A 24,327-nucleotide genomic window follows, 5' to 3' on the forward strand; every position below is an offset into this window, starting at 1 on the left:
TGGGTTTCACCACTCCTCGTGCTGGGGCTAATCTCGTCGTCCCCGCACGGGGGGTGTAGCGCCGCCTGAGTTTATCCAAATCCCCCACCCCCCCCCCCCAGCAGCCCCATCCCCCAATTCCCTCAGCGTCCCCCTCCTCCATCCATAAGAGGTCAAAATCCTACCATTGATTGTTGACCTTACTTCTTAAAGGTCATTATAAAACCCACAAAAGGTCAAAATGGAACTTATTTTAGGTATCCAGACTGAAAGCCTCCTGTGATTTCCTTTGTTAAAATAAAGCTACAAAGAAACAAAGCAATAAAGTTTCCTAGTAACTAAGAAGGATTTGATAGGAGGAAGAAAAATGAGTAAAGCAAAAGTAGGAATTATTGGATGTGGTGGAATTGCAAATCAAAAACATTTTCCGGCACTCAAGAACAATGCGGATTTGAATGAAATCGTAGCATTCTGTGACATCATCGAAGAAAGAGCAGTGAAGGCAGCAGAAGAATTCGGAGCAGCAGATGCTAAGGTCTATACAGATTATAAGGAATTATTGGCAGATCAAAACGTGGAGATCGTACATATCTGTACACCGAACGTTTCCCATAGTGAAATCGCAGTTGCAGCTTTCGCAGCGAAAAAGCATGTATACTGTGAGAAGCCTATGTCCCACAGCACGAAGGAAGCAGAGAAGATGGTGGAGGCATGGAAGGAATCTGGAATGCAGTTCACGGTCGGATATCAGAACCGTTTCAGACCGGAGGTGCAGAATCTTCATGTGGCATGCGAAAAAGGTGAGCTGGGAGATATCTATTATGGAAAAGCACATGCAGTCCGCAGAAGAGGAGTTCCTACATGGGGCGTCTTCATGGACAAGGAAGCACAGGGCGGCGGTCCTCTCATTGATATTGGAACACACGCACTGGATATCACGTTGTGGTGCATGGGAAATTATGAGATCGACAGTGTAACAGGTTCTGTATTTTACAAGCTGGGCGGTCTGAAACAGGCAACAGAGGGAAATCTGTTCGGACCATGGGATCCTGAGACCTACGAAGTAGAAGATTCAGCTATGGGATTTGTAAAAATGAAGAATGGTGCAACAATCAGTCTGGAAGCAAGCTGGGCACTGAATATCCTGGAGTCCCGCGAGGCGTCTACTACATTATGCGGAACCGAGGCAGGTGCAGAGATTCACTCAGGAATGAGCTACTCTAAGAATGAGCTGATTTATAACAGAGGAAGAAATAATCAGTTGATGGAAGAGACTCTTTCCCCAGTCGGTGGTGTGGCATACTTCGGCGGAGGCGGCGGAGAAGAGGGCAGTATCGACTGTAGACAGTGGCTTTTGGCGGTACAGAACAACACAGAGCCTCTTGTAAAGCCAGAGGAAGCACTGGCAGTGACCAAGGTTCTGGATGCAATCTATCAATCAGCAAAGGAAAACAAAGAGATTAAATTTTAACCAGGAAAGAGAGGGTATATCATGGGATTTGCAATGCGGATGCCTTTGAACGAGGAAATCATTAAAAAAGATTCCTTCAAGAGCATGTATATAAATGGTAAGAAAAATGGATTTGAGTTTGACGTGCAGCTCGCATATTACAGAGGTCATTATCTTTCAGACATTGACCTGCTGGAGGTCTATGTGGACGGTGAAAAGATGCCCCAGGAGGCAATCACATTTGAATTGAACGGCAAAGAAATGCCAGTCTATAAGCTGACCTATGCAGTAACAGAATTCTGGAGCCAGGTCGTGCCTGCTAAGATTCGTGTAATTAAGAAGGGCGGACTGGATGAAGGAAAACATGAACTGGAACTGAAACTGATGCTGCGTGTGCCATACATGCAGATTGGACCTGATCACAGCTTTATGCCTCTGGACTGTGGCGATAAAGTAACTGTGGAATCAGCAGAATAGGAGGCAGAGGAGAATGAGCAATATTAAATTAGGTGCAACACTGTTCTGCTATGGAACAGAATATGCAAGATTTCAGTATGATTTTGAGGAATGTGTAAAACAGGCGGCGCTTGCAGGAGCAACGGGATATGAAATCGTGGCAACACAGATGATTCCTTCTTATCCGAATGTAAGTGATGAATTCTTGGGCTTGGTCCATGACCTGAAGGTGAAATACAAAATCGGCCCGGTCGGATATGGTGCAAACAATGATAAAGGCATGCGTCATGACCGGAATCTGACAGATGATGAGATGCTGGCTGATACAATCATTGACTTGAAAGCAGCTAATAAGTTAGGATGTAAAGTGATGCGGTCCCAGTATATGCTCTCACCGGCTGCATTTGAGAGGCTGGCGCCTTATGCCGAGCTTTATGATGTAAAGGTGGGAATCGAGATCCACAATCCAGAGACTCCGATGTCTCCACTCATGCAGGAATATCTGGAAGTGATTCGCAGAACAGGCTCCAAATATCTTGGCTTTGTACCAGATTTCGGATGCTTTGCCATCGCTCCGAACAAACCGCATTGGATGAAGGCAATCCAGGCCGGGGTCAAGGAGGAACACTTAAAGATGGCGGCTGACATGCGTTATGCAGGCGTCGATATCGAAGAAGCACGGGCCAAATTAATGGAGGCAGGTGCACATCCGGCAATTAATGCAACACTGCAGGGAATGTACGGATTCGTACAATTTAAATCGAAGGAAGCATTACAGGGGCTTTTGGAGGAATTAAAGGAAATCCTTCCATACAGCTTTGAAATGCATGGCAAATTCCATTATTTGAGCGAGGATTGTGTGGAGCCGAGTATACCATATGAGGAAATCCTGGCAGTATTAAAAGAGTCTGACTTTGACGGATATCTGATCTGTGAATATGAGGACGAGCTGTACTGTGGCGGAACAGAGTTCACAAAGAGGCAGCTTGCTATGGAGAAAAGGATTCTGGGAATTTAAACACAATCAGGAAGCGGATTTAAAATATCCGCATAGAGGTCAGAAAAAAAGGATATCTGATTGGAGAAAATCAGTCAATCAGCATATCATATGAAACAATAATTTCGACATTACATAAAAAGTGGCATGTCAGACGCCCGCAACGCGTCCGGCATGCCGGGATTGAATAAATCAAACCTGAATTTTATTCTATATCCGTGAAATGTATCTTGTCAAGGATTTTATAAATCTGGGAGGATTGGGATGGAAACAACAAAGTTATCCAAGAGGACGTTATTCGCATACGGCTGCGGTGATTTTGCGAGCAACCTGTGCTGGACATTTATAGGCAGTTATTTGAGCGTATTTTATACGGATGTGGTAGGAATGGCCCCCGCCGTGGCATCTGCTATCATGTTGATTGCGAAGATCTGGGATGGAATCAATGATCCGATGTTTGGTGCAATTGCAGAACGTACCAACACGAAAAAAGGACGTTTCAGACCTTACATTTTTTATGGTGCACCATTTCTGGCAGTTTTATCTGTATTAGCATTTACCACATTCGGTAAAGGAAATACAGCTATCGTCTGGGCAGCAGTCACCTATATTGGATGTGGGATGTTATATACGGTGGTCAACTTGTCATATGGTTCCCTTTCTACGGTTATGACAACAGACGCAGGGGATATTGCACAGCTGAACAGCTACCGCATGATGGGGACCAACTTAAGCTCCGTCCTTTTAAATGCAATCACGGCGCCGCTTCTTATGAAATTTTCAGGAGGCGCAGAGGGGTATACGGCAGGTGCATATACAAAGGTAGCACTTTTATTTGCCATATGTGCACTTCCCTTATTCTATTTTGTATATGCAAGCTGTAAAGAAACAGTACATCCTCCGAAGAGCGCGGTCAAGGTGCCAGTGAGCCGGAGCATCAAATCAGTGGTGACAAATGGGCCTCTGATGTTGATTTTCTTGATCCAGTTAATTGCAATGACAGCATTCTTTGGGAGAATGGGAGTGGTCATCTACTATCTGATGTACAATGTGCAGAGATTTGATCTGATTGCGGCATTCATGTCGCTGCCGTCACTGTTCACTGTTGTAGGCATCCTGCTGACCAAAAACTTTATCATCAGAGTCGGTAAAAAGAAAATGGCTGCAATCGGATATATTGGAGCAGGAATTGCATTGATTCTGATTTTTATTGTCGGCAAGACAGCAGGATATACGAATATACCGCTTTTACTCATCTTACACTGTATTTATGGCTTCTTCTGCTTTTCATTCCCGATTCCGATGGCGATGGTGCCGGATGCAATCAATTATGAGGAAGAGAGAAAGGGGATCCGGTCGGATGGAACCTCCTATGCAACCGTGTCACTTTCTACGAAGTTCGGTTCAGCCTTTGGAGTGTCCGGGGCACTTCTGATTATGGGTGCGACCGGATATGTGGCAAACGCACAGCAGAGTGCAGAGGCATTGAACGGAATTAATATGACGACAAATCTGGTGTTCGGAATCATGTTCCTATGCTGCCTGATTCCGTTGTTCTTCTATCCATTGAATGAAAAGAAGAGTACAGAAATTCTGGAAAGTCTGCAGAAGAAACGTGCTTTGAGAGAAGCAGAGATTGAAAATTAGATTCGTATAAGGACATAAGGAAACGAAAAAGGGTGTCAAAATGATATGTTCCCTTTAGGACAACAGTTAAAATCATAAAACTGTATTTCTAAAGGGGAAGATATCATTTCGGCACCTTTTGTTATCCTTTTAATTGGTGATATAATTCAGCAACTGCTGCATGATAATAGGCTCCCGGCAGTGCATAGACTGCTGTTGAGACGGCGCGCCCTATGGAGGTGGGCAGAAGCAGACTGAATCGGTAGGACAAGAAAAAGCAGAGTGCGATCCAGCCCAGGAATGTCAGCTGCATGATAAATAGATTCATCCGCTGTCCCGCTGTCATATCGCGGCTGATCCGCATGGCCTCGGCCCCGGACATTTCTGGATTCTCCGCCAGAATCCATGGGGTAAAGAAGGTGCGGTAATACTGCAGGATCCCCGGTACAATCAGAATCAGGCCGCCTGCACAGACGGTGAGATACCGAATCGCCATTCCCTTTACTATGGAAAGATAAACCTTGCTTCCCTGTGTGAAAAATTTCCACAGTGTAGAAAAATCTGCCCTATCCTGTCCCAGATCCAGATAATAGGCGTGTTTTCCGGCAGTAAGAGGCAGATATACCAATAAAATGCAGGAAAGCAGAAGCAGGATCAGTAGGATGGAACTGGTCTGAGTAAGTCTTACAATGCTGTAATCCTGTTCAAAAAGCAACGCTGGAATGTCTGCGATCAGACGCAGCAGCAGGACGATCAGATAGGCCTGTGCAAAGTTCTGGTTCAGGCAGGAGAGCCCTTTTTTCTTAATTTCTTTTGAAGTCCATACCATAATTTTTTTCAAAGGTCCTGGCAGACTGCCAGGACCCTTCCTCCATATTTGAATTCATTGTTCATAAAATATTACGTCATAAGTTGGCTTTTAGCGGCCCGAGGGCCTATGTAAGGTCAAATATTACAGTCCGATTACAGATGCAATGATTGTAAATACTGCGCAGATCGCAAGCTGGATAAGGAACATCGGCATTGCGAAGCGAATCCATTTCTCATATCCTACGTTACCGGCACCGAGGCAGGCATTTGTTGTAGAACTGGTCGGAATGACTGCATTACTGAATCCTTCACCACCCTGGAATGCAACGATTGCTGTCTGCATCGTAACACCTGTCAGAGAAGCGATTGCTGCCATGAACGGCATAACCAGTGTTGCCTGTCCACTTCCAGATGGTACGAAGAAGTTGATTACAACGTTGGCAATCAGCATTCCCAGTGAAATCAGGGATGACGGCAGCATCTGCAGCAGTGAAGATAATCCAGAAACGATGGTATCCATAATCATACCATTTTCCAGGACAATCAGGATCGCACGGCCAAGTCCGATTGCAAGGGCACCGAATACCATGGTCTTAGCACCTTTGATCCAGGAAGTACAGATTTTGTTGCCGCCCAGCCCGCCGATGATTCCAGCCAGGATGCCCATTCCAAAGAAAGCAGCAGCCATATCAGTTGTTCCCCAGGATAATTTGAGGGAACCATATACAACGCATCCCAGACCTCCGAACAGTACCAGGATTACAAGAATCTGACGTACAGAAAGTTTTGTTGTGAAACTTTCCTGTGCTTTTTCGTGTGCTTCTTTTTCACTTAATTCCAGCTCATAGCAGTAGCTTGCAGAAGGTGTAACTTTTACCTTTTTTGCATAGCGGATGATATAAGCGCATGTGAAGATCAGGGTAACGATCTGCCATACAACACGGAACCCAAGGCCGGAGAACAGTGGGATTCCTGCGATTCCCTGTGCAACAGCAGTAGTGTAAGGGTTCAGCGCACCACAGGAAAAGCCGACATATACACCGCCGAGCACCATGGCGATACCTGTGATCGCGTCATAACCACATCGTCTGGCTAATGCGACGCCTAGCGGAATGAACATGATCACCTGAGGGTCAAAGGCCATGGTAGCTCCTAAGATGGAGAAAATCGTTGTGATTGCGATAATCATCAACGTCTCTTTCCCGTTCAGACGGTGTGCGATCTTGTTGATTCCTACGTTTAAGGCGTTGGTTTCATCAAAGATTCCAAAGGTTCCTCCACAGACAAATACAAAGAAAATCAGTGCAGCCTGTGCTTCAAGTCCAGATGGGACAGCTTTCAGGAAGTCCATTAATGAAATCGGATTGGACTCGACCTGGTGGAAAGAATCAGCGACTACGATCATACGTCCGGCTTCATTTTCAACACGGTCGTAAGCACCAGCGGGCAGGATATAGGTGAGTACTGCACATAAGATCAAGATCATGAAGATGATAAAGTAGGTGTGCGGGACTGCTATATCCCATTTTTTCTTCTTTTGTTGCTCGTTCTTTTCATTCATTTTCCTCTACTCCTTTAGTATAGTAAATTTCTACCAGCCTTGTGAACGAAAGGCTAGGTTATTCGTATAAGCAAAAAACAAAAAATAATAATTTGCTGCCCTTGCTGTTTATGCAAATTATTGTTATAATGACTATAGATTTTTTGCTTATACCTATAAGCAATTTTTATATTAGCATAAATCCATAATAAAAACAAGATATATTGGAAAAAACTGTGCAAATTTATACAAGTATAAGAGATATCATTATCTTTGGAAAGAGACATGATTTCGTGGGGCTTATACTATTTATCATTTTTAAACAGAGGGATCGGTATGAAAAGCAATATTACAGCAAAAGAAATCGCAAAGATCTGCGGGGTCAGCCAGGCCACGGTATCCTATGTACTCAATGACAGGTCCGATAAACGTATCAGCCAGCAGACGATCGACCGGGTGAGGCAGGCAATCAAAGAGTATCATTATGTCCCGAATGAGGCGGCAAGGAGCATGAGGAATAAGAAATGTGCTGCGATCGGGATTGTCTGCGCATGGGACTACAGCCGTCAGTCCTTTCTGGAGACCATTGAGGGAATCGGAAGGCATCTGGACAAGATGCACCATACGCTGACACTTTTCTATGAGAAAAAGGAGGATACCTTTCCTTCCTATATTAACAGTTATAAATCCAATCTGATCGACGGCCTGATTTATATTTCAAATAAAGAACATGAGCGTTTTGTGGAACCTGCGGAGAAATATGGCATCCCATATGTGGTAGTGTGTATGGATGGTGTCTTTTCTAAGAGGTCACCTAAGCCTCATGCCTTTGATGATGTACTAAAGGAATGTGCAGCGTTCTGTAAAGAGAAGGAGCTAAGGTCGATTCGGTATTTTTCTGTGGATAATGAGGGCGTGTTTGTTAACAATAAGTTTCCACAGTTTGAGGGAATCGTGTCCCGGATCTATCCAGAATGTGATCTGGAGCATGTGGTGATTCCTGTACGTTACCGCTGTCCCGAGAATATCTACCCGGGTCTGAAGGAGTATATGGATACACACGACTTTGACATTGCGATATCTCATAACTATGACATAGGGTATCTTCTGCAGAGAGAAATATTCAAAAATGGTGTGGTACTTCCACAGCATCCGAAGAACCTGTTCATTAATAATGTAGATTTTTATGCGATTACGTATCCGTCTGTATCCGGGATATCGATTCCTTATTATGAGATGGGACGATATGCGGCAAAACTGATTTTAGCGATACTGGCGGGGGAAGAAGAGGAATTTTCTTATCAGGAATTCACTTGCAGATTGATTCACAGACAGTCAACGATGTAGGAGGTCGGACGACAAAGGGAATGTAGATGGAATAAAAAAGACGATTGCAATCGGAAGCAGCAGGCGCGTATAATAAGAACGTTATACGAAGGGAGAAAGTGTAAGTGACAGAAAACAAAGGTTTTTATAAAAATTTCTTCTCCATATACGTGGCGCTTGTCCTGCAGAATGTAATTACGATCAGTGTAAATCTGGCCGATAATATGATGCTCGGAGCATATAGTGAGACTTCGCTGGCCGGAGTGGCGGCAGTCAATCAGATTCAGTTCGTCTACCAGCAGATTCTCAATGCACTGGGAGACGGGCTGGTAATCATATGCAGTCAGTATTGGGGAAAGAAAATGGTCGGACCAATGAAGAAGATCGGGGCTTCTGCCATGAGGCTCGGACTGCTTGTGGCGGTCCTTTTATTCCTATTAGTCAGTGTGTTCCCATATCAGGTGGTCGGAATATTTACAACAGACGGGCCGATTATCCAGGAGGGGGTCGGTTATCTGAACATCATCCGCTTTACATACGTATTCTTTGCAGTGACACAGCTTCTGCTCGCAGCACTGCGCAGTGTGGAGGTGGTGCGAATCGCGTTTTATCTTTCCATTATGACCTTTTTTGTAAACTGCGGTATCAATTATGTGCTGATCTATGGAAGATTCGGTGCGCCCGAGATGGGGGCCGCAGGTGCAGCAGTTGGAACGCTGGCGGCGAGGATCCTGGAATGCAGTATTCTGATTTATTACATGTGGAAGAAGGAGACCAGCCTTCATATGAAATGGAAAGACTATCTGCAGTTTGACCGGGTTCTGTTTCGGGATTACATGAAACTGACGAGTCCTATGCTGGTGGTCCAGAGTCTGTGGGGAATCAATACAGCTTTGCAGACCGCCATTTTAGGGCATATGACAGCAGCGGCCATTGCGGCGAACAGTGCCGCGTCTACCTTGTTCATGCTGGTAAAATCTACGGCAGTAGGTGCAGCCTCCACCGCCTCTATCATTATCGGAAAGACGGTGGGAACCGGGAAGATAGATTTGGCAAAACGATATTCAGAAAAACTGCAGAGAGTTTTCCTGGTCATTGGTGTCTGTTCGGGAATCTTGTTATTCTTCATCCGGGTTCCGGTCTTAAGTCTGTATGATTTGTCTGCTTCGACCAAGGAAATGACGAATACATTTTTGATTATCCTCAGCGTGATATGCGTGGGAATGTCCTACCAGATGCCGACCAATAATGGAATCATCCGGGGCGGCGGGAATACGATGTTCGTTGTAAAGATGGACCTGGTCAGCATATGGATGATCGTGATTCCACTGTCTTTGATCATGGCATTTGTGGTAAAAGCATCTCCGGCAGTTGTCGTATGCTGTTTGAATGCAGACCAGATCTTCAAATGCGTTCCAGCATATTTGGAGTCGCATTATGGGAATTGGATTAAGAAATTGACGAGAGAAGAAAAGATAAATTTATGAATCGCCAGGCAGGCTTTTCTGCATTTCAGAATCGTGGTATAATGCTCGTAGTTGTAAATTAGAACGAAATATTTTTGTGCATAGATTCTGCTGGAAAGATGAGAGGTGTTATGATGGGACGACGGGTAAAATGCAGGCGTATTTGTGAGATGCCTAGGATTGAGGAATTTGCTCCGGCTAATGTGAATTGTCAGGAGATCATTGAGATGACCGTGGATGAATTTGAGACGATTCGTCTGATAGACCATCAGGGCTACTCTCAGGAAGAGTGTGCCCGGCAAATGAATGTGGCCAGGACTACGGTACAGTCCATCTATGATTCTGCCAGAAAGAAACTTGCAGAGGCACTGGTCGAAGGAAAGAAACTAAAAATCGGAGGCGGTGCCTATGAAGTCTGCCCGGATGCCAAAGAGTGCTGCTTAAGGAGATGCGGACATCCAGACTGCGAAGGAGATTGTGGTGAAGATCCTAAAAACTGCCGGAGGGGGTGCAGAGAATAAAATAAATGACATATGACAAAAATATAATTGACATATGCCGGAAATAGGACTACAATAAACTATATCTAAAGAACGTGCCATTTCACCTTAACAAGGGAATCGCGAGGCGAATGTTAAATATCCGCTTTGATCAGACGGCATGAATTAACAACCCAATCATTCTATTATCAAGGAGGCATTCTATTATGAGAATCGCAGTAACATACGAGAACGGACAGGTATTTCAGCATTTTGGACATTGTGAGAATTTTAAGATTTACGAGGTAGAAGACAATCAGGTGAAGTCTTCAGAAGTCGTAAGCGCCATAGGAAGCGGGCATGGTGCACTGGCTGGATTTCTTCAGGGACATCAGGTACAGACATTGATCTGTGGAGGAATCGGCGGCGGAGCACGTACAGCACTTGCTAATATTGGAATTGAGCTGTATCCGGGAGTTTCAGGAGATGCAGATGCCAGTGTTGAGGCACTGTTAAAGGGAGAACTGGATTATAATCCAGATACCATGTGCAGCCATCATCACCACGGAGAGGGACATGACTGCGGAAGTCATTCCTGTGGGGAGAACAAACACGGATGCGCCGGCAACTAAGCTTTTAGAAGGTCCGGGATTAGAAGATATACTATCAGGGAACAGACTCCATGGCACCAGAAATTTCTGGGAGCTGTGGAGTTTCTTTGTTCTGAAAGTCTTTTGAAAAGAATCTGAAAAAGAGCGAAAAGGCAGTCTTACTACAGGGAGAATTTCGGAGGATATAAGTTGCATGATGTTGCAAAAAGAGATGTTTCCCCCTATAATGTAAAAGAAATTAGGAAAAGAGAATTGCGCAGGAGATTTGCACTGCGGTAAGAAAAAATATTCGTTATTATTTAAGAAGAGAGAACAGGTCCACATGGAGAATTTAATATTTAGTTTAAATGCGACTGTCCCGGTTTTTTTATTAATGCTTCTGGGGCTTTTTTTGAGAAAAATAGGATGGATAGATGATGAATTTGCTTCTAAAATGAATAAATTTGTCTTTCTGATTCCATTGCCAGTGCTTGTGTTCAATGACCTGGCGACAGTTGATTTCAGTGAGGTATGGGATGGGAGATTTGTCCTATTTTGTGCGCTGGTAACGATTGTGAGCATCGCGATTGCTGCGGCTGTATCCATGGTATGGAGGGATAAGTCTATCAAAGGCGAATTCATCCAGGCATCCTACAGAAGCAGTGCAGCCCTGTTGGGAATCGCAATCATTCAGAATGTCTACGGAACGGCAAAAATGGCTCCCCTTATGATTATCGGAAGCGTACCTATCTATAATATTATGGCGGTTGTTGTGCTATCGCTCTTCGGGCCGGATCAGAAAAAGCTGAATCAAAAAATGCTGAAAGATACTCTGAAAGGAATTGCAAAGAATCCGATTATTATAGGAATCGGAGCAGGAATTCTGTGGTCAGTTCTGAAGATTCCAATGGTTCCCATCGTGGAGAAAACGGTGACAAGTGTTGCCGCAGTGGCGACCCCTATGGGACTCATTGCAATGGGGGCAACATTTGACATAAAGAAAGCATCATCCAAGGTGGGTCCGGCAGTTCTCGCTGCTTTTATGAAGCTGATAGGTTATTGTGCATTATTCCTTCCACTGGCTATAAAAATGGGATTCCGCAGGGAAGAGCTGATGGCTATTTTGGTCATGCTGGGATCTGCTACCACAGTGAGCTGCTTTGTAATGGCTAAAAATATGAAGCACGAAGGGGTTCTGACATCCAGTGTAGTGATGCTTACGACATTGTTCAGTGCGTTCTCTTTGACGGGATGGCTGTATCTGTTGAAAAGTCTTGGGATGCTGTAGAGGGGAATGGAACTTGGAGACGATCCCAAAAGCAGGACAAAGCAGGCAGTGTGGTCGTTTTCCTAACGACGGCCTGCCTGTTTTGTTTTTTTCTCACCTGGCGGTCAAAGATTTATTTTGCTGCTTTTTGTGCGAATTCGGTCGTCACGAGATCTGAATAAGGTGCGCGCTGCTCAAGTTCGCCTGCACTTTCCAGGATATCCTGTAATAGATTAAAACTATCTTCCTCGAATACCAGATTATCCTTCCATGTATCCTGGTCATAATATCTGGTAACGATTGTGGTGATGGTTTCTAAATCTGTTTCAGGAAACTGGGGTTCAATGACTTTGGCAATTTCTTCTGGGGTATGGGACTGGACAAAATCCATCCCCTTCTGAAGAGCGTTGACGAATCCCTGGATGATTTCTGGATTTTCCTCGATATAGCTTTGCTTTGCACTATAAGCAGTGTAAGGAACATAACCGCTGTCTTCACCGAGGGAAGCGACTACATAACCTTTTCCCTCGGATTCAAGAGAAGTCGCACCTGGCTCGAACTCAACTGTATAATCCCCTTTTCCCTCTGCAAAAGCGGCAGCAGTAGAGCCAAAGTCAATACTCTGATTGATTTCAACATCCGTTGCCGGATCCATACCGTGCTGCTTTAAGATATACTCAAAAACCATTTCCGGCATCCCGCCAGTCTGCCCCACCATGATGAACATTTTTTCCACATCACGCAGTTGCTGTCGAGAAGCCACGATTCTATAGGGATAATGGTAGATGCCTGTTTTCTCAACCAGCCCTAAGTCTAACAGGTGTTCCATGTAGGTCACAAATTTCTTCTTGTGCATGGGATAGCCCATCTTTTTTAAACTGTCGGCAAGGAATTTAACCGAGGTAAAGCCCGTTTTGTCCTTTTCCAGAAGCCGGATTGATTCAATCAACATAGTCAGTTTCAGGTTTTCTTTGTCTGCCCTGAAATCATAGGCGGCCAGATTGCCAAGGCCATGTTTCAGGTATATATCAATGTTGCCGTCTTTATCCACTATGATTTTCTCAACTAGAACTTCAATATCTTTCCGGCTTAATTCTTTCTTTTCAAGAACCTCATTCAGAATATCCAATGCCGTATGTAAGCTGGGCTTGATTGTGGTGGAAGGGATATGCGGCTCCTTTGTTAAATCCTGCAAGGTTTTTTCAATAGCGGATATGCGCTCCATTTTATCTTTTTGTAGGGCCGCATAGGTTTCAGTGATAATTTCATTCATGGAGGGATTGGCGGTAATCTCCTTGACCTTTTGCGTTATGAGAACCTTGAGTTCTTCCTTGACTTTTTCGAGTTCAGCCTCTAAACGCTGTTTGCTGTCGGTGGGAGTGTAGGTTTCCACCTTTAGCTTTGCCAAATCAAAGTTCTGTATGATATCTGCAAGACTGTCACGGCAGAGTATCAGATATTTTACTAGAGCGTCCATCAGTGTTTCTTCTGTAACTAAATGGGCGTGTTGGCAAAATTGCTTTCCTTTTTTATTGTAAGTACCACACACATAATATTTCCCACGGTTAGGGCGGTTAATCGCTGTTAGTTTCCAGCCACAGTCTTTGCAGTACAGACAGCCGGAAAAGAGGTTTACATGGGCTCTCTGCCCTCTGTACTGGCTGTGATGGCGGCTGTCCTTGACTTCGTTTAGCAGTTTCATGGTATCATCATCAAAGATTTTGGGGTGATGATTCGGAAATATATACTGATTTTCTCTGGGAACCTTTTTGTCTTTCCCGTTTATCGTAGTGCGTTCTTTCTTGTGAGTTCTAAGAATACCGTTGTTATAATCATTGAATAAGGTATCTTTTACCATGCCATAACTCCACTGGTAGGCTACCTGCTTCTTGTAAACAAGCCCCAGTGATTCATGGCGTTCTTTATCTATCATGCTGGGAGTAGGAACGCCACGGTCGGTAAGTATTTCTGCTGTTTTTCGGATTCCGTTGCCATCCAGATAAATTTCTTTTTCCAGATTAAGGATAGCGGCGGCTTCTTCATCAATCAGAATTATCTGCTTATTAAGAGGGTGCCTAGTAAAACCAAACGGCGGCTGGCTGACAAGAGTACCGCTTTCCTGTTCCATGCGCTTGATACGTTTTACCTTCCGGCTTGTATTTTTCACATGCCGTTCGTTATCCCATGTTTTGATACCGATGATATCATCATCAGAGTAAAAGGAATCGTAGTTATCATCAATTAGAATAACACGTTTTCCCATTTCCTCCATTTCTTCAAGAAAGAGCAGTACCTTTGCGTTATGTCTGCCGATACGGGATAAGTCCTTTGCAACAATGACGTTAATAGTATCAAGACTAGCCATCATTTTCTGAAAGTCAGGACGGTTGAAAGAGTAACCGGAGATACCATCATCTTCGTAAATGTGGCGGATTATCATGTTATTTTCTTCTGCATATTGCTGTATAATCTTTTTCTGGTTTTCAATAGACGAGTAGTTCCGCTTATTATCGTCCCTGGAAAGCCGAACATAACCATCTATGACTAAAGGTGTATCTGTCAGTGCCTGGATCATAATTTCGTCCTCCTTATCGTTATACCTATATTGTACTATATAGGGGGATTAACACAATGTTGCGAATGATTAGTGGAAATGGTTCCTCACAACTTCCCGCAATCCTTTTTCCATGTTTTCCTTCCCTTCGATAATGGTAACGACAAGATAGCCCTGCTTTATCAAAAGTTCCTTTTTCACAGCAATTTCATTACTGTTCGTACCAGCTTTTTGAAGTAAGTAACAGATTTCTTTTCCTTTTTTTATAACAATCACCTCTATGTATACTTGCTATATCATATGCAATTTGAGGCTTATCCTATAGATGAATTTTGAAATGGACAAAATTAAAACTTCGGGTCAAGCTGTCCCGAAGCTAAAAAGAACTTTCATAATAATGTCTGGCGGCTTCTTCAATGGTCTTGAAGTCGAATACCGTATACAACTCGGTAACAACCTGTTTTATTTCCTTTGGCTTAAATCCGCAGTTTTGCATGGCCCAGATAACGTAGCCACGGCAGGCGTCATTACTCCATGGGTCTGTTGCCATAGCCTGAATTTCCTCAAATGTTCTTTCCATTGGAAAACTCCTTCTTGAAAAACAGGGGAGCCGCGCCGGAAGATTTGGCCTGTCACAAGACAGTGAAGCCGGGCGGCTCCCCATGATATGATGTTACTTATCAGATTCCCGAACGGGTGTAGGCATGTCCACCCCATAGTATTTCAACTCTCCCCATTCTTATGGCAAGGCGTTCTCATGGCCTGCGACGGCTCACGGCTTGCAAGGCCGCTTCACGCTCGGACGGTGACTAAACGCAAGTAACAAGGTCTTTGTGTTTTATCCGGCAAACCAGCCATGGCCTGCCTGCGGCATGGACCTTTTCGCTCTCTCCATTCTCTGACAATGGAGGTCATGGCGGGTCTGTCACTGGACACATCAACCCTTCGTATCCGGGTATCTTTTTATTCAGTTTTCAAATTGCATTCAAGGCGTATTTTTCTTCGGGCCATATTGGCTCGAGACTGTTTGCCTCTCATAAGCCAGTTCAAAAATCACTTCTCTGTAAAGTCAATCCAGAGAATTTTTTAGAAATTTTTCCATGGACTTTAAAGCCCTTTCGATGGAATAGCACACTGCCATTTTGCTAACGCCTTCCGCTTTGGCAATATCCGTCTGGCTCATACCGAGAATGAAATGGGCATAGACACGCTTCGCCTGTTTATCCGGCAGACTGAATATGGCGGCATGGAGTTCTTGCATGGAAACTTTTCGCTCATACAGTTCATGGGGCGAGAGGGAAACGAACAGCGCTTCATGCTCAATCCCATCATTCCGATCAAGAGAGTAGTAGGCTTTGTGGCGGTATGTACGTAGACGATAGGCGGCTTCTTTGCGGTCAAATTCTGCCATAGCTGCCGCTACTTCATCAGGAATCTCCATAAAGCAGTCAGATGTATAAAATGGATAAAAATCCTTTAAATTGATAATTGTCATGTATAACCTCCGTTTTGGTGTTAGGTTGGTAAGCGACCAAAACGGAAGTGGGAGGAGAACGACACCAGTGCTGTTTATGTTGTAATGAAGCTTCAAAATAGATTTGCCCAGGTTTTTTCCAGTGGAAAAGAAAAAAGCTCGAATGGCATAAGGCCAATCGAGCGTAGGGATAATAAGAAACGGCTACATAATGAGCATGGCTATCCCGTCGATGGTAATAGCTTTTTTTAACAAGCCGAAATATGTAGAATCATGTTGTAGAAATGGAAACATGGCGGCACCCTCCTTGCACCGCCGTGTTCGTAAAGAAGCGCGACTTAATCACGCCCTCCGTAAACCTCTTTTTCTAAAGGAAACGGCGGCTCTGAAATTTATTGGTTTCAAAACCGCCGTCCACAAAGAGACAACACGAAATTCCTCCCGCAACAACGGTTTTTTTCTTTCGCCGTATATCGGCGGGGATTTCGTGAACCTCGGGTCAATCTGGCCCGAAGTAATTATTTAATTTTTGTTTGACAATTCTTTAGCTTTTTGTTTTATTTTATAATCTCGGAATAATAGTAAATAATTGCTACAAAACAATTTCCATTCCATCATAAGCAAAAGATATATTATCTAAGGTCTTTTCAAAGTCCTGATAGTAAGCATAGGATTTACCCCAATATTCATCAATGTGAGTGACAATAATGCTTTTTATTCTGTATGTGCGTTTGATTTCCATAATTTCATTTAAAGTGAACATATCATCCTTAAAAGGTGCCATATCAAGAGTTGAGCCATCTTTGAGTATACCATTATCAGAAACAAGCCCAATTATTAAAATATCTGCATCAAAATACAATTCATTGGGAACAAATGGTTTTACATCACAACAAGCATAAATAACCTTTTTGCTTCCGTCTGATATAACATAAAATGTCATGTTGCCACGATGAGTTTTGTTATTCACTAAGTGTATCTCAAGAGTTCCGATTTTAATGTAGTCCGTTTTGTTGATTGAAATACACTTGAGAATGTTCTCATAATAATTCAGCCCATCTCCGTTCCAAGCGTTAATATCGTCTATAACTTCAGGTAGTGCGATGAATTGTATAGGTGTTCCTTTGTCTGCAATACAGTCATAGCCTAAAGGTTCCACGATACGCATACCTCTCGTATGGTCAGGATCTTTATGGGATATAGAAAGATATTTAATACTTGTAATACCCTGTTTATCACATGCAACTGAAATATCTTCTGGTGTATCAATGAGCATATTGATATCCTCAATATATAGACTCGGGCCTAACCGCTCATATCGGCCTCTTTTGATTCTGGCTTCCTCACAGAGAGGACACTTACAAAATGGATTGGGAATTAAAAACATTCCGCCGCTTCCTACGATTTTCAATTTCATTGGTGTTCACCTCGCAATAGTATTTTCTTATTTTACTAACATCGTTCTGATTTCGTTAATCATGTCTATTGAAATTTTATCATCGTCCAGCGGCATGATATTATTCAGCATTCGTACTCCTTGATAGGAGAAAATCAGTAAATCCACAACTGCCTTTATATTGACCTGCTTAAATTCCCCTTTGTTAATTCCATACTCAATTAAGTTACAGATCATTGCTTTTGAAATGTAATATTGCTTTAGCATGGCATTATCGTCTGATAATGGCATACTGCTGTAATACTCATAAAAAGCAAGTCCTAATGAACCGCTTCGGTCAAGCATTTCAGACAAGTAACGTCCTAATAGTTCATCTAATATGATGGTTGCGGATATGCCATTTTCTATCTTTACAGCGACTTCGTTTTCAAGACTTGACATAATTTCGTTTATGATATCAGCGAAAATCTGCTTTGTACTCCCGTAGTGCATATATAGACCACCGCGACTAAGTCCCGTTGCTTCACAAATGTCTTTCATTGTAACGTCCTTAAAACCCTTGTGAATAAATAAAACAAGTGCGGCTTTCCGAATTGCTATCTTTGTTTCTTCCCCTTTTTTGCCCATATCCGAAACCTCTCTTTTTGGTTAATTTCCGACACTGGTGTCTGATTTAAGTATACGACACTAGTGTCGGAAAGTCAATGGATTTATGCAAGTTTGCTAAATGGCAAGCAATTCTTTCGTGGCCACAAATGGCACGAAGGAGGCTTGTTGGGGCCCGCCCCAAACCCGGAACCTCGGGCCATGCTGGCCCGAAGTGGTTGTGTCGCTTTGCTCCTTGTTTTCACTGTCCCTATCGCTCCTGTTCCTTCTTTTTATCCTGTCCGGTATAGCCCAGCAGATAATCAATGTTTGCTTTTGCCGTATGGACTTCCTGCATATCCTGCCGTACTCGTTGATATTCTGCATAGAGTTTCCGTTTCTGCTCCGCCAGTCTGCGGCCTTCCTCTTTTAGTGCGTCCATCTTTGGGAGCTTCGCCCCATCAAGCAGACGCTTCAAGTCAGCCTGCGCCGCCCGGTAAAGCTCAATGTCCGCCTCATGCTCCGCAAGAAATTTTCCGCTGTACTTTTCCGCTTTGTATTTCTCAAAGACAGGCCGTGTCCTGGCATACTGTACCGTGGCTGATTTCAATTCCCGGTTGGTATTCATGGCGCTTTCTGTCTGTTTTATCTGGTTTGACAGGACATGGAAACGGTCAGTGGATTCAGCAGCCTTTTTCTCTAATTCCCCATATTCCGTCAGGCCGTTATCTTGCAAATAAGCGAGTGCGGCGGCCATCTGTTTCAGGTTGAATACTTTGGCCCACCGCTCATATCCCGGCCCCTTTCCTTCGGCCAGCTTCGCCTGAATATCTACAAGCAGATTGACTTTGTGTGGACTTTGGCCGGAGTGTTTCAGGCTTCCGTCTATGACGGCCAGTATGTCTTTTAAATCGTACCCTTCCCCCAGCGTGGAGGCCCGCATACGGGTGAAACGTTCCTGCCCTTGTCCGGCCAGCCGGAAAGACAGACTGCCTCCCCTGACCTTTTTCACTTCATAACCAGCCTGTTCCATGAAGGAAAGGAAGGCCGCCAGATCACCGGGGCGCTTTGCCAGTGCCGTGTCGATTGCCAGCCGCAATTTATCCTGAAAGTTAAGCGGCCTTTCTCTGTTCTGGAGCCATTCACCATAGTTCTTATAATCCCCTTTGCTCCGGGGCTTTGGATTCTCCACAATGGACAGTCCGTTTTCCAGACACAGCCGGTCGGAGAGCCTGCGAAGGGCGAAGGACGAACCCCAGAAATTACGGAATTTCCGGGTGCAGTCAAGGGCTGTTGAATTGTAATATATGTGACAGTGAATGTGTTTCTTGTCCGTATGGGTAGTGACGATAAAGGCATGGCGGCCTTTTGTCCAGCGCATAGCCAGCTCGTACCCGATACGGTTTGCCTCTTTCGGAGTAATCTCCCCGGGGAGGAAGGACTGGCGTATCTGATAGCACAGGATATCGTCCTCCTTTTTCTGCTCCCGGCCTGTGATAGCCTTATAGCTGGCCTTTGCCAAAAGGAACTCGGCGGCCACCGTGGCCGGGTCACATTCGTATGAGGAAATGTATTTCCCGTTCTCCGTCTTTTCTGGATTTTTTCCATAATCAACACAGTCACGGATTGCTTCGGCTATGGTTTCTCCTTCATTGGCGTGACGTTTCAAAAGAGTGGTAGTAGCCAAATAGCCACCCCCTTCCCAAATAGAACAGCGGCCCTTCCGAGCCGCCGCCATCGTTGGCCTCGGGCCAGTGTGGCCCGAAGTAGTATCAGCTTACAAGAAACCTGTGGAGGGAACTGCCCAACCCGTCCACCGCCTCAATCAGAAGTCCGGCAACCGCCTGCAATCCATAGGGGGAAAGCAGAAAGGCCAGAAACAGGAAGATGAACCCGCCATGTGGAGTGGGTGTAAAGAAAAGCCCGATACCCAGCAGTGCCGTTATGACAGAAGCCACCGTCAGAAGAAATGAACAGATATCAAACAGGAACATCATTATGGCCGTAAGCAGCGTCAGGGCCAGCATGACGGGTGCGGCAAACAGCTTTAGCAGTAATCTCATTGAAAACGCCTCCTTTTATTCTTTTTACTTATATTTTACCATGGCGATCCCGGGACAGGAATGTTGCGAATGATTAGCGAATCCTGTCCTGGGACCTCGGGCCATGATGGCCCGAAGCAGAGAAGGAAAAATATGATTGTTCTATAGTTTTTAATGAGATATAATTAAAAAATAATGATAAAAATATTTTTAAGGAGAGCTGTGAATATGGAATTTGATTTGGTTGAAAATGCCTTGCATTCACTAAGTGAAGCAATATCATACTATAATGAGGCTGATGAAGGTGATAATGAGCATTTATTTAAATTTAGTGTAATTCTATCTAATCATTGCGCAGAACTTCTGCTAAAAGAAATTCTTAGAAGAAATCATCCTGTGTTGGTTTTTGAAAATATAGATAAAATAAATGACATTGACAAAGATGATGATATTCAAACAGTTGGTTATCGACTTGCATTACAAAGAGTGAAACAGCTGTGTCATGTAAATCTTGAGCCTTACGAGAACTATTTAGTTGAATTAGGAAAATACAGAAATAAAATCCAACATTATAAATGCAAAATTGATGGAGCTTTCTATAAAAATTTAATGTCGCAGGCATTTTCAGCTATTGAATATCTATTTCTTGATATTTTAAAGCTACATTTTGAAAATTATGAAGCTATACTTGATCCACGGGATATAGCCTTTTTACATGAGGATACACAGGCTTTTAAAACTCGGAGAAGTGATATATTAAAAGAGTTTCAACAAGGCACTGCCAAAAGATATAAAATTTTATATGATATTAAAAAGGAACTCATTATTCCATGCCCTATTTGCGGCGCGACGTTACTTGCTAAAGAAGGCCAAGATGGTATACGCTGCAAAATGTGTGGCAAAGAATTTACTAATTATCAAGAAATATGTGATAACGATCAATCGTGTTTGACTAGTAATCATATTTTACGAGAATTGGGTAAACGAAAGGGCAAACTATATAATCCTGTATATACTTGTCCCAAGTGTGATTGCAATGCTGTGGTATATCTTCCAGATGTTCATGGTTGGAAATGTTTGTGTTGTAATGAGGTATTTGGAGATACGGTATACTGCGATGATTGTGGAAATCCAATGCCAGATGGGATAAGTCAACTGGCTATGTCAGAATCGGATACGGAAGATTACAAATATTTATGTCAAAGCTGTACTTCAAAAGCGAAAGAGAGTGATGAATATATAGGATATTATATTGATTAAGAGATAGGCGGCAGTCCATAATTGTCCATGGCCGCCGCCCCGTCTGTTACTTTGCCACCAGTTCGGAAAGCTCTTTCAGTACATTGGAAACCTGTTCCCAGAGCTTTTCATAATCACGCTGGAGCCCGGCGATTTCCTCTGGGTATATGCCGTACATGTTGGCATGGACAGCTACCTGATTGAGATTGTTTGCGCACCGCCGTTGTAGGGAAACCAGCTCCTTTACGGGAGATAAGTCAACATGGAGGATATAGCCGTTTAAGGCCATTTTGCGCATATAGGCCCCGGCGTTGGTGATACCGGCCTCGTCCATGTGTTCCCGGATTCCCGCCAGTTCCTCCGCAGTAACCATCACATGAAGGTGTATATCACGCCTACGGCCTTTCATCTGTCCTCACGTTCCCGGCTCCGTTTGCGGGAGGGCGGTTCCTTTACTTTATCAAGTGGCTTTTTGTCCGGTTCCGGGGGAGACGGAGGGAGCGGCGTATTGTTGGGAATCCCGTCAATCATGTTGCAGTTCTGCTCTGTGGAAAGTTCTGCATTTTTAAGGTAATTATCTTTTTCGTGCATGGTTTATCCTCCTATCTGTCCTCGTGGAAGGGACCGCCCTTTTTGGCGGGTGTCTCCCAGTTTTCCTTCCCCTGTTTCGTCTCTTTGCGGAGCATGGCGGTAATCGACCGTTTTTCTTTCCGCTCCGCCTCTAATTCCTCCATGACCTCTATCCGTCCAGCAAGCTGTTCCGGGGTAAGTGGCTGTTTCAGGATATAGGTTCCAAAATCCCGATGAAACCATGTCAGCCGCCGCTGATTGCCAAAATGGCGGCTGTCCTCCCACTTGCCCAGCGTCTGCGTCTGTTCCTCCATTTTCTTCCTCACGTCAGGATTCAGGCGGGAGGGCTTCAAGTCATAATCTTTCACCATCTTCTCCGGCAGCGGCTTTGTATAAATCAGTTCCCCCCACGTCCGTATGGAATTGCCTTCCACCAACGTCTGTTTATCGTAAGGGGCAATTTCTATCAGCCCCAGCTCCTTTGATTTTGGAAACGTGTTATTATCAAGGGGATAGTGGGTGTAATACCGGTAATAATCTGTTTCCATTGGCCTTTGGTCCTTCGACAGTTGAGGAACCTTGTAAACATAATCATAGGCGGACAGGAACTTCTCAAATTCCTTCTCAGGCGGCAGGATACCATGACAGGACGTGTAGTCATAATAATTGCGCTCTCCCTCCGGCATAATCGAGAAGTGCCAGATTACGAAGGGGGACTGCGCCTCCGGGTTGTGGGCCAGCGCAAAGCCCCGGCCATTTTCAAAAACGGCCTCTTTCTGGATTTGATACCCTTTTAAATCTTCCATATAGGTTCTCCTTTCCGGCCTCGGGCCAATATGGCCCGAAGTCTGATGGTGTTACGAAATAAACGGCAGAACCGGAGGCGGAGGCATCAGATTATCACGGCCCCGGTTCTGCCTCTTAAAAATCCCGCAGTGTCAGGCTTTTCGGAAGGGCAAAACGTAACAAGGGTCCTCCGTTTTCCTCCTCATTCTGCACATACGCTCCCGGCTCTTTCTACGGTTTCCCTCGGCTTTGCAGGCTTCGGAGCAGTAGGATTGTCGTCCTATAGGTAGAAAGGGTCTGCCGCACACGGCGCAGGGCCTAAGCCCGGGGGTGGGCCCTTCCTTCAATAAGGAGACTTTTAACGCCGGGTTGAGCGGCAGGACGGAGCGCTGGAAGTAACGGCAGTAAGCGCCTGTCCACCATTTATTCAGCATATAACAGGGACAGTCCAGCGGGAGGCACATGCCGGTTTCGCTGTCATAGTTGGCGCACATGCCCGTGATGAGCCTCCGGATTTTCTTTCTCTCGTCACGGGTCAGCTCCCGGGCCATCAGGACTTCGGGCCACGTTGGCCCGAAGTCTGCGGCTCCACAAGCAGGGCGCGGAACTTTTTCCGGCAGCGTCCTTTTTGGTTTTTGCACTCTTTGGCATAACGGCATCCGGCACAGGGACCGGAATCACTCCTGCCCGGCCGGGGAGCTTCCTTCATCATCTGTTCAAAGGGGCTGTTTGTGAAATTCATTCCTTGTCCTCCTTTCCCTCCCCGTATGCTTCCGGTTCTCCTTCGTCCCACGGCGGGGTATCATCTTCCTCGGATTCTTCTGTTTCCATGGTTTCTTCCTCATACTCGCAGTAATCGTCCTCCAAGTCAGGGGCCTGATGTTTGGGTTTATAGATTTTGAAATAATATCCGGCCCCGCCGCCAGCCAGGATTATCGCCGCAACCAGAAGGAGGGAAAACAGGCCGTTGTTTGTCTTATCTTCTTTGGGCGCGGACTCCGGCTGTTCCGGTTCCTTTGCGGGCTTTTCCAGTTCCGGCGTGTGTGCTGTTTCCGGTTCCACGGCATCCCCTTTGCTGTCTTTTTCCGCAAGGGGAAGGAGGTCTTTTTCCGTCACAGCGTTCAGAAAATACACATTTTCGCTGGACTTCTGGTTATCAATCACTAAAAAGAAGATATTCTCGTCCGGGGTGGTGATGGTGTAAAATTCCTTTCCGTCCTTGTCAGTAGCTTTATCCACCACGGTTCCGGTTCCGTCCGGGGTGAAGGGGTTCGGCTCTGCTGGTTCTTTTGGGGCCTCGGTTTCAGCTGGTGTGATTTCGGCCTGCGGCTCACTGCTCTGGGCGTAGGCGGGGATAGTAAAATAAGTACAGCACAGCAGGCAGGCGGACAGCGCCGCCAGCCGGTGAAGGTTAGGCTTCTTCATTGGCTTCGTCCTCCTTTTCCATTATGTCAGCGGACTTCGGGCCAGACTGGCCCGAAGCGGCAGGTGTATCCATCGGGTTGTTTAAAAAGGCCAGGAGCCCGGCTGGGGTCAGCTTCATGGAGCGCACCGCCTGCACAATCTGGCTGTTTTCTTCCTCCTGTTTCTGCTTTTCCAGCTCCCGGACTTTGTTCTGGCATTCGGCGGCCTTTTCCCGGGCTTTCTCCAAATCCTTCTCGATTTTTTCAAGTCTGTTCATGAGAATCTCCTTTC

The 24,327-nt window shown here is 44.9% G+C and carries 28 protein-coding genes and 1 pseudogene; 11 read left to right on the forward strand and 18 right to left on the reverse strand.

Annotated features, from left to right (window positions below; all coding sequences use genetic code 11):
* Positions 1–346 precede the first annotated feature (346 nt).
* From HGO97_RS13480 to HGO97_RS13495, 4 genes are all read left to right on the forward strand, one after another.
* Positions 347–1,450 carry a Gfo/Idh/MocA family protein gene (locus tag HGO97_RS13480; protein WP_216242612.1) on the forward strand — a complete coding sequence of 368 codons (1,104 nt, stop codon included), beginning with the start codon at positions 347–349 and terminating at the stop codon, positions 1,448–1,450.
* Positions 1,451–1,471: 21 nt separating this feature from the next.
* Complete coding sequence (locus HGO97_RS13485) at positions 1,472–1,906, forward strand: C-glycoside deglycosidase beta subunit domain-containing protein (protein WP_216242614.1); 435 nt, start codon at positions 1,472–1,474, stop codon at positions 1,904–1,906.
* Between the two features lie 13 nt (positions 1,907–1,919).
* A complete protein-coding gene (locus HGO97_RS13490) occupies positions 1,920–2,903 on the forward strand; it encodes a sugar phosphate isomerase/epimerase family protein (protein ID WP_216242616.1) in 984 nt (327 codons plus the stop codon).
* Positions 2,904–3,146: 243 nt separating this feature from the next.
* Positions 3,147–4,529, forward strand: a complete 1,383-nt coding sequence (locus HGO97_RS13495; protein WP_216242624.1) for an MFS transporter — start codon at positions 3,147–3,149, stop codon at positions 4,527–4,529.
* Between the two features lie 121 nt (positions 4,530–4,650).
* On the opposite strand, the gene HGO97_RS13500 is transcribed toward HGO97_RS13495, so the two are convergent.
* Together HGO97_RS13500 and HGO97_RS13505 are read right to left on the reverse strand one after the other, a co-directional pair.
* The gene (locus HGO97_RS13500) at positions 4,651–5,349 is read right to left on the reverse strand and encodes a DUF975 family protein (protein WP_216242626.1); all 699 of its coding nucleotides are present in this window, start codon (positions 5,347–5,349) and stop codon (positions 4,651–4,653) included.
* 111 nt (positions 5,350–5,460) lie between these two features.
* Positions 5,461–6,879, reverse strand: a complete 1,419-nt coding sequence (locus HGO97_RS13505; protein ID WP_216242627.1) for a YfcC family protein — start codon at positions 6,877–6,879, stop codon at positions 5,461–5,463.
* Positions 6,880–7,194: 315 nt separating this feature from the next.
* Here HGO97_RS13505 and HGO97_RS13510 point away from each other — a divergent pair, with 315 nt between their 5' ends.
* The 5 genes from HGO97_RS13510 to HGO97_RS13530 all read left to right on the forward strand — a co-directional run bounded on the left by HGO97_RS13510 (position 7,195) and on the right by HGO97_RS13530 (position 12,007).
* Positions 7,195–8,205, forward strand: coding sequence for a LacI family DNA-binding transcriptional regulator (locus HGO97_RS13510; RefSeq protein ID WP_216242629.1), 1,011 nt, complete (start codon positions 7,195–7,197; stop codon positions 8,203–8,205).
* A gap of 104 nt (positions 8,206–8,309) precedes the next feature.
* Positions 8,310–9,671 (forward strand): MATE family efflux transporter, encoded by a 1,362-nt coding sequence (locus tag HGO97_RS13515; protein ID WP_216242631.1) that lies wholly within the window; start codon positions 8,310–8,312, stop codon positions 9,669–9,671.
* A 110-nt stretch (positions 9,672–9,781) separates the two neighbouring features.
* Entirely contained in the window at positions 9,782–10,171 is a 390-nt protein-coding gene (locus tag HGO97_RS13520; protein ID WP_246597447.1) for a DUF134 domain-containing protein, read from the forward strand.
* Between the two features lie 185 nt (positions 10,172–10,356).
* Positions 10,357–10,761 (forward strand): NifB/NifX family molybdenum-iron cluster-binding protein, encoded by a 405-nt coding sequence (locus HGO97_RS13525; RefSeq protein ID WP_216242633.1) that lies wholly within the window; start codon positions 10,357–10,359, stop codon positions 10,759–10,761.
* A gap of 301 nt (positions 10,762–11,062) precedes the next feature.
* Entirely contained in the window at positions 11,063–12,007 is a 945-nt protein-coding gene (locus tag HGO97_RS13530; protein WP_216242634.1) for an AEC family transporter, read from the forward strand.
* A gap of 112 nt (positions 12,008–12,119) precedes the next feature.
* On the opposite strand, the gene HGO97_RS24525 is transcribed toward HGO97_RS13530, so the two are convergent.
* The 5 genes and pseudogenes from HGO97_RS24525 to HGO97_RS13550 form a co-directional block, all read right to left on the reverse strand.
* Positions 12,120–12,713: an ABC transporter substrate-binding protein gene (locus HGO97_RS24525; RefSeq protein ID WP_408610862.1), complete on the reverse strand. Its 594-nt coding sequence runs from the start codon at positions 12,711–12,713 to the stop codon at positions 12,120–12,122.
* Between the two features lie 738 nt (positions 12,714–13,451).
* Positions 13,452–14,561 (reverse strand): annotated as a pseudogene (locus tag HGO97_RS24530) (recombinase family protein); the annotation flags it as partial.
* A gap of 69 nt (positions 14,562–14,630) precedes the next feature.
* Positions 14,631–14,816 (reverse strand): hypothetical protein, encoded by a 186-nt coding sequence (locus tag HGO97_RS13540; protein WP_216242638.1) that lies wholly within the window; start codon positions 14,814–14,816, stop codon positions 14,631–14,633.
* A gap of 100 nt (positions 14,817–14,916) precedes the next feature.
* Complete coding sequence (locus HGO97_RS13545) at positions 14,917–15,120, reverse strand: hypothetical protein (RefSeq protein ID WP_216242640.1); 204 nt, start codon at positions 15,118–15,120, stop codon at positions 14,917–14,919.
* Between the two features lie 489 nt (positions 15,121–15,609).
* Complete coding sequence (locus HGO97_RS13550) at positions 15,610–16,035, reverse strand: sigma factor-like helix-turn-helix DNA-binding protein (protein ID WP_216242642.1); 426 nt, start codon at positions 16,033–16,035, stop codon at positions 15,610–15,612.
* Between the two features lie 190 nt (positions 16,036–16,225).
* Between HGO97_RS13550 and HGO97_RS13555 the strand changes: the two genes are divergently transcribed.
* Entirely contained in the window at positions 16,226–16,540 is a 315-nt protein-coding gene (locus HGO97_RS13555; RefSeq protein ID WP_216242645.1) for a hypothetical protein, read from the forward strand.
* A gap of 66 nt (positions 16,541–16,606) precedes the next feature.
* Here HGO97_RS13555 and HGO97_RS13560 read toward each other — a convergent pair whose 3' ends face one another.
* The 4 genes from HGO97_RS13560 to HGO97_RS13575 all read right to left on the reverse strand — a co-directional run bounded on the left by HGO97_RS13560 (position 16,607) and on the right by HGO97_RS13575 (position 20,058).
* Positions 16,607–17,431 carry an MBL fold metallo-hydrolase gene (locus HGO97_RS13560; RefSeq protein ID WP_216242647.1) on the reverse strand — a complete coding sequence of 275 codons (825 nt, stop codon included), beginning with the start codon at positions 17,429–17,431 and terminating at the stop codon, positions 16,607–16,609.
* Positions 17,432–17,458: 27 nt separating this feature from the next.
* Complete coding sequence (locus tag HGO97_RS13565; protein ID WP_216242649.1) at positions 17,459–18,037, reverse strand: TetR/AcrR family transcriptional regulator; 579 nt, start codon at positions 18,035–18,037, stop codon at positions 17,459–17,461.
* A 229-nt stretch (positions 18,038–18,266) separates the two neighbouring features.
* On the reverse strand, positions 18,267–19,682 hold the full coding sequence (locus HGO97_RS13570) for a relaxase/mobilization nuclease domain-containing protein (protein WP_216242650.1): 1,416 nt from the start codon (positions 19,680–19,682) through the stop codon (positions 18,267–18,269).
* 85 nt (positions 19,683–19,767) lie between these two features.
* Positions 19,768–20,058, reverse strand: coding sequence for a CD1845 family protein (locus HGO97_RS13575; protein WP_216242652.1), 291 nt, complete (start codon positions 20,056–20,058; stop codon positions 19,768–19,770).
* 207 nt (positions 20,059–20,265) lie between these two features.
* On the opposite strand from HGO97_RS13575, the gene HGO97_RS13580 reads away from it, so the two are divergent.
* Positions 20,266–21,297: a hypothetical protein gene (locus HGO97_RS13580; RefSeq protein ID WP_216242655.1), complete on the forward strand. Its 1,032-nt coding sequence runs from the start codon at positions 20,266–20,268 to the stop codon at positions 21,295–21,297.
* A 46-nt stretch (positions 21,298–21,343) separates the two neighbouring features.
* On the opposite strand, the gene HGO97_RS13585 is transcribed toward HGO97_RS13580, so the two are convergent.
* From HGO97_RS13585 to HGO97_RS13615, 7 genes are all read right to left on the reverse strand, one after another.
* Positions 21,344–21,685 (reverse strand): plasmid mobilization protein, encoded by a 342-nt coding sequence (locus HGO97_RS13585; protein ID WP_216242657.1) that lies wholly within the window; start codon positions 21,683–21,685, stop codon positions 21,344–21,346.
* Positions 21,682–21,867 carry a DUF4316 domain-containing protein gene (locus HGO97_RS13590; protein WP_216242658.1) on the reverse strand — a complete coding sequence of 62 codons (186 nt, stop codon included), beginning with the start codon at positions 21,865–21,867 and terminating at the stop codon, positions 21,682–21,684. The genes HGO97_RS13585 and HGO97_RS13590 overlap by 4 nt, the downstream gene beginning before the upstream one ends.
* Before the next feature lie 11 nt (positions 21,868–21,878).
* Positions 21,879–22,652: a defense against restriction DarA-related protein gene (locus HGO97_RS13595; RefSeq protein WP_216242661.1), complete on the reverse strand. Its 774-nt coding sequence runs from the start codon at positions 22,650–22,652 to the stop codon at positions 21,879–21,881.
* 132 nt (positions 22,653–22,784) lie between these two features.
* Positions 22,785–23,183, reverse strand: a complete 399-nt coding sequence (locus HGO97_RS13600) for a cysteine-rich VLP protein (protein WP_216242663.1) — start codon at positions 23,181–23,183, stop codon at positions 22,785–22,787.
* Complete coding sequence (locus HGO97_RS13605; protein ID WP_216242665.1) at positions 23,183–23,374, reverse strand: hypothetical protein; 192 nt, start codon at positions 23,372–23,374, stop codon at positions 23,183–23,185. The genes HGO97_RS13600 and HGO97_RS13605 overlap by 1 nt, the downstream gene beginning before the upstream one ends.
* On the reverse strand, positions 23,371–24,057 hold the full coding sequence (locus tag HGO97_RS13610; RefSeq protein ID WP_216242668.1) for a DUF4366 domain-containing protein: 687 nt from the start codon (positions 24,055–24,057) through the stop codon (positions 23,371–23,373). Before HGO97_RS13610 ends, HGO97_RS13605 begins: the two co-directional genes overlap by 4 nt.
* Entirely contained in the window at positions 24,044–24,313 is a 270-nt protein-coding gene (locus HGO97_RS13615; RefSeq protein ID WP_216242670.1) for a DUF4315 family protein, read from the reverse strand. Before HGO97_RS13615 ends, HGO97_RS13610 begins: the two co-directional genes overlap by 14 nt.
* Positions 24,314–24,327 lie beyond the last annotated feature (14 nt).

Source organism: Faecalicatena faecalis (genome assembly GCF_012524165.2).
Lineage (GTDB): Bacteria > Bacillota > Clostridia > Lachnospirales > Lachnospiraceae > Faecalicatena_A > Faecalicatena_A faecalis.

Excerpts from the sequence above, each read along its gene's own strand:
- HGO97_RS13585 (WP_216242657.1), bottom strand. The coding sequence starts at position 21,685 with ATGAAAGGCCGTAGGCGTGATATACACCTTCATGTGATGGTTACTGCG.
- HGO97_RS13480 (WP_216242612.1), top strand. The coding sequence starts at position 347 with ATGAGTAAAGCAAAAGTAGGAATTATTGGATGTGGTGGAATTGCAAAT.
- HGO97_RS13510 (WP_216242629.1), top strand. The coding sequence starts at position 7,195 with ATGAAAAGCAATATTACAGCAAAAGAAATCGCAAAGATCTGCGGGGTC.
- HGO97_RS13485 (WP_216242614.1), top strand. The coding sequence starts at position 1,472 with ATGGGATTTGCAATGCGGATGCCTTTGAACGAGGAAATCATTAAAAAA.
- HGO97_RS13580 (WP_216242655.1), top strand. The coding sequence starts at position 20,266 with ATGGAATTTGATTTGGTTGAAAATGCCTTGCATTCACTAAGTGAAGCA.
- HGO97_RS13575 (WP_216242652.1), bottom strand. The coding sequence starts at position 20,058 with ATGAGATTACTGCTAAAGCTGTTTGCCGCACCCGTCATGCTGGCCCTG.
- HGO97_RS13610 (WP_216242668.1), bottom strand. The coding sequence starts at position 24,057 with ATGAAGAAGCCTAACCTTCACCGGCTGGCGGCGCTGTCCGCCTGCCTG.
- HGO97_RS13555 (WP_216242645.1), top strand. The coding sequence starts at position 16,226 with ATGAGCATGGCTATCCCGTCGATGGTAATAGCTTTTTTTAACAAGCCG.
- HGO97_RS13550 (WP_216242642.1), bottom strand. The coding sequence starts at position 16,035 with ATGACAATTATCAATTTAAAGGATTTTTATCCATTTTATACATCTGAC.
- HGO97_RS13595 (WP_216242661.1), bottom strand. The coding sequence starts at position 22,652 with ATGGAAGATTTAAAAGGGTATCAAATCCAGAAAGAGGCCGTTTTTGAA.
- HGO97_RS13590 (WP_216242658.1), bottom strand. The coding sequence starts at position 21,867 with ATGCACGAAAAAGATAATTACCTTAAAAATGCAGAACTTTCCACAGAG.
- HGO97_RS13525 (WP_216242633.1), top strand. The coding sequence starts at position 10,357 with ATGAGAATCGCAGTAACATACGAGAACGGACAGGTATTTCAGCATTTT.
- HGO97_RS13615 (WP_216242670.1), bottom strand. The coding sequence starts at position 24,313 with ATGAACAGACTTGAAAAAATCGAGAAGGATTTGGAGAAAGCCCGGGAA.
- HGO97_RS13565 (WP_216242649.1), bottom strand. The coding sequence starts at position 18,037 with ATGGGCAAAAAAGGGGAAGAAACAAAGATAGCAATTCGGAAAGCCGCA.
- HGO97_RS13505 (WP_216242627.1), bottom strand. The coding sequence starts at position 6,879 with ATGAATGAAAAGAACGAGCAACAAAAGAAGAAAAAATGGGATATAGCA.
- HGO97_RS13520 (WP_246597447.1), top strand. The coding sequence starts at position 9,782 with ATGATGGGACGACGGGTAAAATGCAGGCGTATTTGTGAGATGCCTAGG.
- HGO97_RS13495 (WP_216242624.1), top strand. The coding sequence starts at position 3,147 with ATGGAAACAACAAAGTTATCCAAGAGGACGTTATTCGCATACGGCTGC.
- HGO97_RS24525 (WP_408610862.1), bottom strand. The coding sequence starts at position 12,713 with ATGTTCATCATGGTGGGGCAGACTGGCGGGATGCCGGAAATGGTTTTT.
- HGO97_RS13560 (WP_216242647.1), bottom strand. The coding sequence starts at position 17,431 with ATGAAATTGAAAATCGTAGGAAGCGGCGGAATGTTTTTAATTCCCAAT.
- HGO97_RS13605 (WP_216242665.1), bottom strand. The coding sequence starts at position 23,374 with ATGAATTTCACAAACAGCCCCTTTGAACAGATGATGAAGGAAGCTCCC.
- HGO97_RS13600 (WP_216242663.1), bottom strand. The coding sequence starts at position 23,183 with ATGGCCCGGGAGCTGACCCGTGACGAGAGAAAGAAAATCCGGAGGCTC.
- HGO97_RS13530 (WP_216242634.1), top strand. The coding sequence starts at position 11,063 with ATGGAGAATTTAATATTTAGTTTAAATGCGACTGTCCCGGTTTTTTTA.
- HGO97_RS13490 (WP_216242616.1), top strand. The coding sequence starts at position 1,920 with ATGAGCAATATTAAATTAGGTGCAACACTGTTCTGCTATGGAACAGAA.
- HGO97_RS13545 (WP_216242640.1), bottom strand. The coding sequence starts at position 15,120 with ATGGAAAGAACATTTGAGGAAATTCAGGCTATGGCAACAGACCCATGG.